The sequence below is a fragment of the Methylobacterium sp. GC_Met_2 genome, assembly GCF_026540795.1.
In the GTDB taxonomy this organism is placed as follows: domain Bacteria; phylum Pseudomonadota; class Alphaproteobacteria; order Rhizobiales; family Beijerinckiaceae; genus Methylobacterium.
Window position 1 is genome coordinate 1 of record NZ_JALNUM010000176.1, and the last position, 9,164, is coordinate 9,164.

The following is a 9,164-nucleotide window of genomic DNA, read 5'->3' on the forward strand; positions in this document are numbered from 1 at the left end:
CAGCGCCAGCCAGCGGCCAAATTTGGCGCGCCAGACGCGGGCGGCCTTCTCAGAGCAGGCAGCCTCGCGCCTCTAAGTAGCACGACGGGATGAGCTCTGCCGTCAATCTTGATAAGAGGGCGGTCATCTACTCTATTGGCCAAGCTTTAAGCCTTGCTGGTCAATGGTAAGCTCTCAAACGCCTCTTGTGAGAAATCTTCGTGCTCGAACGTCGCGTCAAACACCGCGCAAGAACAGCTCTGCCCGGCGCTGCCGCCTTTGCCAAGGTGGCTGACGAAATTCCCTGTGTCGTGACAAATATTTCTGTGCAAGGCGCATGTATTGCTTTTGCTCCCGGTACTGAAGTGCCGCGAATGTTTGAGCTTAGAGTTGGGCGTGATCCACATCCTCAAACTGTTCGAATAGTATGGCGCCGCACCAATATGGTGGGCGTCGCGTTCGTGACGCCGAGATCGGTGCCAGACGTGCTGCCAGGCTGACACGACAAGGCCCCGCTCGGCGTGTAGCCGAACGAGGCCTCGAAGCTGGCGTTGATCCTGGCTCCTGCCAGCGGTCACGGCTTGCCCCGTTCGGGTACACGCAAAGGCGCGCTCCGCGGAAGCGGGCCTCGTGATCGATAGAGCAACACGCGCTCGTGACCTGAGATGTGACGCAACAAGGCCAGGATATCAAGGTCAAGCACCACAATCGCCGGCGATACGAGCCGCGAAAGTTGAGGATCCGCGGGCGGTTGTGCTTTCGGGGTCGAGCGCGAGGATCGCCTTGGTCTGTCCATCCATTCGGAGCCCCTCGCTACGCTGCCGAGGAACTGCGGCTTTAGGTTGTGGCCGCCCTTTGTCCTCTTCTTACAGGCGCCGCGGCAAGGGGCCGGGCGCTCGCGTCTGCCCCCAAGGCAGCGCGAGCGAGCGCACGGACCCGGCCTCGTGAGGCTCGCGCGCAGGCGCAGGGTGAGAGCTACGGCTTCTCCTTTTGCTCCAAAGCGTCACGGCGTCCAGCTTCCTCGCCCTACACGGAAGGGGCGGGCTCGGGGTCGCCTGGAGCGCCCCGATCCGCCTGCGCCTAGACGAGACCAAAGCCCCGGAAAGTTTGTACGCGCCATATCCCACGAGGTACCACGTACAAACTTTCCGCTTCAGCCTACGGCGGCCAAGCCTTCCCGCTTCACACGCCGGTAATAGGAGCCTGTTGTCTCGCCGGGTCGCCGCGGGATCGTACGGGCGATGCTCTGTTGACGTGGGGTCTTGGTCTTCCCCGTTGCCAGTCGGTGGCTTTTCACCCGCGCCCTTTCCTCGGCGAGTTTGCGAGCTCTGACCTCTTCGGCATCGACGTCGAAGGGAGCGATGTGCGTGATGCGCAGGGCCACCTTTTCATCGTACGTCATGCGCAGGCGCCGGCCGATATCCTCCGAGGTGTAGAACGGTCGTATGGCCTGAACTCGGCAGAGGACCTCGAGCACGAATGCAGGCGTAAGGCCGGGCGTGTACCTCTGCCTCCATTCCTCTGCGACGAAGGGCAGGGGATCAGGCTTGCAGCTGATCGCCAAGTGAATGGCAATCTCCTCAAGCCAGCCTTCCGCGTCATCGGTTCTGCATGGCCCGTCGTGCCGGTACCAGAGCAACGCCGAGATCTGCCGACGACGTATGCGGGCAGGGATTAGGATATGCGGTGGCGGTTTACGCGATGTCCGCGGCTGCTCTTGGTTATGGGCGTCAGGCGCGCTACATACAGGATCACACGAGTGAGACTTCTTCTTTGAGCCCTCCGGTGCCAGCCGTGAGGGTTCTTTTTTGTCCTGTTGCACGTCCCCGCCCCGTTTCGGGGCTGCTGTCATAAGATACCGGCCTCCTTATGGGCTTGTTGTACACGCTCAATGTAGGCAACATGCACGAGTTCTCGGGCACATCGCCAAGCAACGTTTCCCGGTAATCCGCGCCGAAGCAAGCGCTTTTCCAGATTTATCACTTCCTGATCTCGCTTTCGATCCAGATCAGGCGCGTAACCATGAGGTAAGCGCGCGATAGTCTCCGCGAGCACGGCCGCATTCCGGGCCAGTGGGAAGGCCAACACGGGTGCGGGGCTGAGGTCGCGCGGCATGCCGACCCTGGCGCGCTGGCTGAGGCTCGACGGGGCCCGAGAGCGGCGGCCGCCTTCAAGGCGAGCGGCCGCGGCGCGCTCGGTCGGCGTTGGCGGCTTGGGCTTCCGGGGGCGCTTCGGGTGTGAGATGCCCCCATTTCTGGGGGCGTCTTCCTCGAGCTCGAGCCCGGCGGCGGCGAACAGGTCAGGGTTGGGCGGCTTCGGCATGGTTAACGGCTCCCCAGCTGCCCCTGTCGTGAGTCTCACCATGGGCACAGCCAAGGGAGCTCCGGCGGTTTTCCACAGCGCCTTCGAGGCATTCACGACTTCGCCAGGTTTGGGGTGCCAGCTTCTAGGGAATGGCGGGGGCGGCCCGCCGTGCTCACGCCGCCGGGAGTATCCGCATGCGAAATACTGTTCTGGCGTTGCTCGCCGTTGTCGCCGTCATGCTCGTCCACGGCGTCGCCAAGCTGCTCCTGCTGCCCTTCCGCGCCATCCATGACCTGTTTCGAGACAAGGACCCACAGGTGCAGCTGACAGCGCGATGAAGCATGCTTGCCTGTCTGCGGATAGCGGCGGGGAACTCTGTCTCGCATGATGTGTTGGCTTGGCAACTGTATCGAGTGGCACCGCCCCGTATTGCTTGATGCAGATATGCCCGGCCCAGGATCATCTCCCTTGGGTCGGGCTTTTTTGTCTATCAGAAACACGTTGATACAAATCTGCGACGCCTTGTACTTCCCCTCATGGGATCCGAGGCGCAGCTGATCGTGTTCTTGGATCATCTTGGATAGGAGATGATCCTGTGAAACGTATTGCACTTGCTTCAACGGCGCTGCTGGCCGCCCTTGCGTTCGTTCCCACCGGGGCTGATGCGCGTGGCTTTGGCGGCGGCGGCTTCCATGGCGGCGGCTTTGGCGGCGGTTTCCGCGGCGCCGGCTTCCGCGGTGGGTATGGCGGCTTCCGGGGCGGATACGGCGGCTTCCGCGGCGGCTACGGTCGCTACGGCTACGGGTATGGCCGCGGATACGGCTACGGCGGCCTGGGGCTGGGCCTCGGCTTGGCTACGGGTGCCGCCCTCGGATACGGCCTCGCTGGTGGGTACGGCTATCCCTACGGCGGTTACGGCTACGGGTACGGCGGCTACGCTCCCGTAGGCTATTATGGTGGCCCGTACGGCTATTACCGCCGGCCTTACGGCTACGGGTACTACGGGTACTGAAATCGGCACACGGGCGCCGTACACGCGCCCGTAACCGCTCCCTGGCACCATGCTTTCGGGCCAAGTTGCGTATGGGCCCGACCGCTGGTGAGATCGGACGCTCCCCCGCCCCGTGAGCAGATCGGGGTGGGGCCGAGCGGCCGATGCTTAGCGAGGAGTGCGATCATGCCGGCCGGGCGAGAGCGGGTGCTGTCGGACGATGCGCTGGACCGTCTCGCGCGCGAGCTGTTCGCCGAGGTGCGAGCCGAGCACCCAAAGAAGCCGCTGCGCAGACCTGCCGACGATGTGGGAGGCGATGCCGGTTTCGACCTGCTGGACTGGCTGCTGGACGCCGGACACGACGCTGGCGATGGCGACAGCGACGGCTGAGCCAGGCGATGCTCCGCCATCGGCCGAGCGCAACCGAGCATGGCTATGCACGTTCACGAGGAAGCTGCGCCTTTCGGTGCTCGAGGCTTCCCAAATGCTCCTGATCGCAACCCTCATCGCGGGCACGTTTGGGCTTGCCAGCGTCTTTTCACTGCTCGCCCTTGTCCTAGCGGACTGAGGCGTTGCCTCTGCGGGGGCTCGACTTTCACGGCAGCCCCCTGGCAATTTTCGAACACGCCGGCGAGCGCTGGGTTGTGATGCGCCCCGTGGTCGAGGGCATGGGGCTTAGCTGGGGCGGCCAGCGCGACAAGCTCGAAACCAATGCCAGCCGCTTCAGTCGTACGGATATCCGTACGACTGGCGCTGACGGCAAGCAGTACGAGATGACGTGCATCCCGCTGCGCCGGTATCCGATGTGGCTGGCCGCCATTAACCCGGCCAAAATTTCCAATCCGGCCAAGATCTGAGCACAGCCGTTTGGTAACAAACCTACCAGGTTTTGCGAAAAGCGATATTACACCTGGCTCAGATATAGCATATTGTAGGCATGCGGCCTATATCTGGTTGGCGCTACGCCCCCCCCGGTCGCCAAGCAGGAGCATACGATGAGCAACCGCTTGCCTGTCCTTGTCGGAGAAATCCGCCGAGCTCACGAAGAAGCACGCTCAGCAGCCCGCTTCTCGGCTGAACGTGCACTGGCTGCTGGTCACCTTCTCATCGAGGCTAAGACCGCCGTGGGGCATGGTGAGTGGCTTCCATGGCTCCGGGCGAACCTGGGCATGTCCGAGAGAACAGCGCAGGGCTACATGCGGTTGGCGCGTACGGGGCTGAAATCCGCAACCGTTGCGGATTTGGGGCTCCGAGCGACGCTCACACGGGTGGGCCGGCGCAAGGCTCCCGACCTATCATTGCCGGCTGGTCGGCTTATCCGTCTTGTGGCGGGTGAGAAGATCCAGGCGCCTATGGGCCAGCCCGCCGAACTCTGCCACGCCGATAGCACTCGGGAGCATGACATCTTCCTCTGGTCGCCAGATGGGGAGGCGGCGCTGAAACTGCATTACTACTTTGATCCAGATGGGGGCGAGGCTTGCTGGGGCACATCAGCCTGGAAGCGTCCGGTCGATGTGAACAAGGTGCCGCTGGTCTTGATTGCAGAAGGATTTCCGTTAAGACAGGCAACTATTTCTTCGGTTATAGATTTCAAAGGCACTACAAAAATCAATATGCAGCACAATCTTATTGTAAATTTGATAAGCCTTACGCTTTATGGTGACAACGAAAACCTATGGCCGAAGGAAGCACGGGACGCATATCTGAACCGCTGGTTCAATCTTCCGACAGAGGATTTACCTAGATTTGAGCATGTCTAAGCTGTATCGCCCTATATGCTCGCTGCAATGTAATATGCCAAAATCTTAAGCTGGTTGTGTAACAAGGGGTGATACCTTGATCTCAGTAAGCCACAAGTGACACGTGCTAGAGATCGCCTACAGCAAGGCGGCGATCCGGGCATTGACCCGGATGCCTACCAACACCTCAAAGCTGATCCGCGGCAAGGTAGAGCAGTACGCGGCTGATCCAGCGTCCCTGGCCAACAACGTGACAGTGCTTAAGGGCGAGCCCGGCGTGATGCGGCTTCGGGTGGGCGACTGGCGCGTGGTGTTCACTGAGGATGGACACGTGTTGGCTGTAATCCGCATCGCCCCTCGAGGGGGCGTCTATGATTGAATTTGGCATAGGGCATCGCCCACTCAAAGGAGCACCCGCCATGGACGCGCAGACGATTACTACACCAGCTGGCGACCGCCTCGTGGTGTTGCCTGAAGCCGAGTACACCGCACTGGTGGAGGCGGCCGAGGACGGGGCGGATCGCGCAGCTGTGGCCCAGTTCCGCCGCCTGTTCGCCACTGGCGAGGAGGAGCTTGTGCCCGCCGTGGTGGTGGACCGGCTGCTATCTGGCGAGAGCCGCGTGCGTGTCTGGCGCGAGCACCGAGGCATGAAGGCGGCGGCGCTGGCTGAAGCCGCCTGCATCGGGCAAGCTTACCTCTCCCAGATCGAGACGGGGAAGCGCGAGGGTACTGTGGAAACGTACCGAAAGCTGGCCGAGGCGCTCGCGATTGGTCTAGATGAACTGCTAGGCTGATTTCAGAATAATTAGTCGTATAAAAGGCAATAACTACCATGCCAGTATTTGATACGGCAACATCGACATTAGTCCCATATATTCCGATTGAGCAGTCAAGTAAAACTTTCTTTTTGACTGCCCTACCTGCCGCACTTGTCACTCTTGTGAGCTATGCCTCAGTCAGACGCAGAGACGATGAGGAGGGAGCTGTTCAGCGACTTTTAAACAATAGTCGCATTGCCGGGATAAAAAACTTTGCATTGCACGGTGGCGATTTTCCAGCAAGCATTGTGTTAAACTGGGTAACGGGTCGATTAGCCTGGGACGAAAGGGAACTTAGGGTTCCACATACTGCAAGGTCGGCCCAAATAATTGATGGTCAGCATAGAGTTGCGGGTCTTAGAGAAGCAATCGAAGAAAATCCGCATCTTGGTCACCAATTGCTACCGGTTGCCATTTATATAGGGTTATCAACAATCGAATGCGCAGACATATTTCTTTCAATTAACACAGAACAGAGGCCAGTTCCTAAGAGCTTGGTCTATGACTTATACGATATCGCTAGTGATGATTTGGTAGACCAGGCTGCAGCCAGAGCTCGTGATATAGCAGCTTCTCTTAATGAACCGGGGCAAGCATATGAGGGATTGATAAAATTTCCAAATGGGCCCCGGCAACGCGGAGGCGTTGCGCTTTCGACGGCTGTCTCGGCAATCAAACCGCTCATTGAGGAGAAGGGCTTATTTGATCAGATCGGCGCTACGTCGCTTGAGGTTCAAAGACAGATCTTTCAAAATTTCTTTCTAGCTCTAAAAGATAAAACGGGGGATCGATGGGAGGAGAAAGACAACGCATTCCTATATGCGGGCGGCTTTATAGGTGCAGTTGAATTTTTGCAATTAAAGATCATACCGTATTGTGTTTTGAAGAACTCTTTCAAAAAATCTGTCATATCAGAGGCCTTACTCGTAGACCGGGGAGATTTGATAAGGCAAAGTGAAATTAAAGGTCTTGGCGGGAAAGATGCGCCGCGAAAAGTCTTTGATCGTCTCGTGGCGTCCTTCATGCCTCTTGAGACTAAGAAAGCCGGCTTCGAACTCTGATGCCCCACCGAGCTGCAACCAGTCTACTCAGGTGGCTACCTGCTCACTCTGTTCCAGCAGCTAAAGCTTTTCAGCTTAGTGCTATCCAGGCTCCATTGCTCACATCTGCGTTGAACGCAGATGCTGCTGATATGCATTACTCATCTATAATAAGCTTGTTAGATGCTCTCAATGGTATAAGTTCTGCATATTTTTCCTGGGCGATCGTTAAATTATACTATAGCTGCTTCTACTCTGTTAGATCACTTATGGCATCGAACGGTGTTGGAATTTTTTATGTTCCTATAAATAATAATAAATCGATTCCATTCAGTGTAACTACACAAGTAAATAATACTCCTCATCATGAAAAAGGCGTAACGCACAAAATAACATGGAGCCTATTTGAAACGACCTTCCCAAACAATCCCTTGCTCGGCGACATAGCGCTAGAGCGCGCATACGCTTGGATGACTAAACTGCGAGAAAATGTAAACTATAAAAACCCCCGTTTTCCAGATCCAGTAGTGCCCGGTTGTTTTAATGAAATTGATAGGCTTGGAATTGAGGCTGCTTTGAAGGCCTACGTGACCGACGCAGCCTTCTCATATGCTTTTGATGCCGATCATGCGGCTTTGGCGTTCCCAGTAGAATGCTTGAAGCGATCCAGGTCGTCCCTTGCCGGTCTTGGCATGACATTTGATCAAACTGATCATGACCATGTAAATCTATGCCTTGAGTCTGCCGGAATAAATAACTTGGGTAGTGATCAATTTCTAACTTAAATAAATGTTATGTGTTGGAGATTGCTACTCAATTTCTAGCGTCTATGATTTTGGTGAAAGCGGCATCAGCTCAAAAGGATTAAAAAGCTCATTCGTGTTGTGCTTGGCGATACTGGGACGGATCAGTGCCGCAATGCCTCCATCCAGGCGGTGATCGGATCCACCACGTAGGCCGCCCAGGTTCGAGCCCAGCCCTGCACGGGCATGTTGGGATCATCAGGCCGCGCCGCCATCAGGGAAGCCACGTAAGCGTCCTCATGCGGCTTGCACTCGTCCAGGGCGTTCCGCTCTCGGCCGGCCCGACTGCCGCGGTCTTGCTGGCTGTCATAGGCCTCGTGCACGCAGCTGTGCCAGGCACGCTCGAGCGCAGGCAGGTCGGTCGGCTCGGCCGTAAGGGCCGAGGCCGGCCCGACACCCGCAAGCGTGATGAGCAGGGCCGAGCCCCGGATATGCGTCAGCCGGCTACTCATCAGACGCGTCGGCCACCTGTGCGCCCGCCACGGCATAGGCCATCTCGCTCGTGGCTCTCTGCAGCTCATGGCGAGCCACGCCATCTGCCAGCGCGATCAGGGCGGCGAGCATGAGCGCGAGTAACATGCAGCGACGGAAGGCAGGCACAGAGATCAGCATGGCAGGCGCCTCGAGGAGACGCCCGTACCGTAGCTGAGCCTTATGCGGCTGGCTGCCGCGCCGGGATCACAGTGGTACGAAAAGCGAACGCTTGGCGCTCAGGCATGGCCTGCGCGACCTTGAGCAGGGCGCTCTGCTTGTTCTCGAGCCCGGCAGCCTTCGCAGCTTCCTTTGCCTCAGGCGTAATGCCGGCGATCTTGAAGGCGCGAACTGCCTCAGAGCGTTGCACGCCGAGTTCGCGAGAAGCTGCGCTAACCCCGCCTTCCGGCCGCCCGCGCTTGGGTTTCTGTTCAACTTGAACAGAAATTCCCTCGGCCTGTTGCGCCTCCGTGAGCCTGATCCACTCGGCGATCTGCTCGTTCCGCTGCAGGGTCGTCAGGTCGGCCCGGTGCAGGTTCTCGGAGATCTCCAAGCGACGAGCCTCAGCTCGACGCTCGAGCTTGGCCTACTGGCAGACCCGCACGCGCCGGATGTGCTCGTCGCCGTAGGGATCGATGTAGCCGCGCCGCTCGAAGTGGCAGACCGGGCCCACGTCCTCCTCGACATATACTGGGGCGGGCGCGCGGTAGACCGGACGGCCGGGATAGTACCCGTTGTTAGCCGAGGCGATCGCGCTGCCGGCGACGACGCCACCAAGGACGCCGAGCCCCACAGCGGCGCCGACGCCTATGCCATCGCGCGCCTGGGCGGCCGGCTGAGCGCTGCAGAGGATAAGGGCGGTCAGGGCAGCTGTGCCGCCGGTCCGCAGGAGAGAGCCACGCATCGCAGACCTCGTGAGCGTGAACGGCCCCGCGCGCGCCGGCGCGCAGGGCCGTAATCCACCGGACCCCCCGGTGCGGCCGCTGATGAGCGGCCGCCGTCAGGGTGCGACGGGTCGG

14 protein-coding genes are annotated in these 9,164 nt (G+C 59.2%); 8 read left to right on the top strand and 6 right to left on the bottom strand.

Annotated features, from left to right (window positions below; translation table 11 throughout):
• Positions 1-1,132: 1,132 nt before the first annotated feature.
• Positions 1,133-1,543 carry a hypothetical protein gene (locus tag OXS49_RS31535; protein WP_267428505.1) on the bottom strand — a complete coding sequence of 137 codons (411 nt, stop codon included), beginning with the start codon at positions 1,541-1,543 and terminating at the stop codon, positions 1,133-1,135.
• A gap of 850 nt (positions 1,544-2,393) precedes the next feature.
• Positions 2,394-2,858 (bottom strand): hypothetical protein, encoded by a 465-nt coding sequence (locus OXS49_RS31540; RefSeq protein ID WP_267428506.1) that lies wholly within the window; start codon positions 2,856-2,858, stop codon positions 2,394-2,396.
• Positions 2,859-2,878: 20 nt separating this feature from the next.
• On the opposite strand from OXS49_RS31540, the gene OXS49_RS31545 reads away from it, so the two are divergent.
• The 8 genes from OXS49_RS31545 to OXS49_RS31580 all read left to right on the top strand — a co-directional run bounded on the left by OXS49_RS31545 (position 2,879) and on the right by OXS49_RS31580 (position 7,656).
• Entirely contained in the window at positions 2,879-3,295 is a 417-nt protein-coding gene (locus OXS49_RS31545) for a hypothetical protein (RefSeq protein WP_267428507.1), read from the top strand.
• Between the two features lie 165 nt (positions 3,296-3,460).
• A complete protein-coding gene (locus OXS49_RS31550; RefSeq protein ID WP_267428508.1) occupies positions 3,461-3,664 on the top strand; it encodes a hypothetical protein in 204 nt (67 codons plus the stop codon).
• Between the two features lie 182 nt (positions 3,665-3,846).
• Positions 3,847-4,131, top strand: coding sequence for a phage antirepressor N-terminal domain-containing protein (locus OXS49_RS31555; RefSeq protein ID WP_267428509.1), 285 nt, complete (start codon positions 3,847-3,849; stop codon positions 4,129-4,131).
• Between the two features lie 138 nt (positions 4,132-4,269).
• Positions 4,270-5,034 (top strand): DUF3102 domain-containing protein, encoded by a 765-nt coding sequence (locus OXS49_RS31560; protein ID WP_267428510.1) that lies wholly within the window; start codon positions 4,270-4,272, stop codon positions 5,032-5,034.
• A gap of 103 nt (positions 5,035-5,137) precedes the next feature.
• On the top strand, positions 5,138-5,392 hold the full coding sequence (locus OXS49_RS31565; RefSeq protein WP_267428511.1) for a type II toxin-antitoxin system RelE/ParE family toxin: 255 nt from the start codon (positions 5,138-5,140) through the stop codon (positions 5,390-5,392).
• A gap of 40 nt (positions 5,393-5,432) precedes the next feature.
• Positions 5,433-5,807, top strand: a complete 375-nt coding sequence (locus tag OXS49_RS31570) for a helix-turn-helix transcriptional regulator (RefSeq protein ID WP_267428512.1) — start codon at positions 5,433-5,435, stop codon at positions 5,805-5,807.
• A gap of 38 nt (positions 5,808-5,845) precedes the next feature.
• Positions 5,846-6,892 (top strand): DGQHR domain-containing protein, encoded by a 1,047-nt coding sequence (locus OXS49_RS31575; RefSeq protein WP_267428513.1) that lies wholly within the window; start codon positions 5,846-5,848, stop codon positions 6,890-6,892.
• Positions 6,893-7,140: 248 nt separating this feature from the next.
• Entirely contained in the window at positions 7,141-7,656 is a 516-nt protein-coding gene (locus OXS49_RS31580) for a hypothetical protein (protein WP_267428514.1), read from the top strand.
• Between the two features lie 122 nt (positions 7,657-7,778).
• On the opposite strand, the gene OXS49_RS31585 is transcribed toward OXS49_RS31580, so the two are convergent.
• From OXS49_RS31585 to OXS49_RS31600, 4 genes are read right to left on the bottom strand one after another with little or no spacing between them, the layout of a single operon-like run.
• A complete protein-coding gene (locus OXS49_RS31585; RefSeq protein ID WP_267428515.1) occupies positions 7,779-8,126 on the bottom strand; it encodes a hypothetical protein in 348 nt (115 codons plus the stop codon).
• A complete protein-coding gene (locus OXS49_RS31590; RefSeq protein WP_267428516.1) occupies positions 8,119-8,286 on the bottom strand; it encodes a hypothetical protein in 168 nt (55 codons plus the stop codon). Before OXS49_RS31590 ends, OXS49_RS31585 begins: the two co-directional genes overlap by 8 nt.
• Before the next feature lie 40 nt (positions 8,287-8,326).
• Complete coding sequence (locus OXS49_RS31595; RefSeq protein ID WP_267428517.1) at positions 8,327-8,698, bottom strand: hypothetical protein; 372 nt, start codon at positions 8,696-8,698, stop codon at positions 8,327-8,329.
• Positions 8,699-8,731: 33 nt separating this feature from the next.
• A complete protein-coding gene (locus tag OXS49_RS31600) occupies positions 8,732-9,049 on the bottom strand; it encodes a hypothetical protein (RefSeq protein WP_267428518.1) in 318 nt (105 codons plus the stop codon).
• Positions 9,050-9,164: the final 115 nt, after the last annotated feature.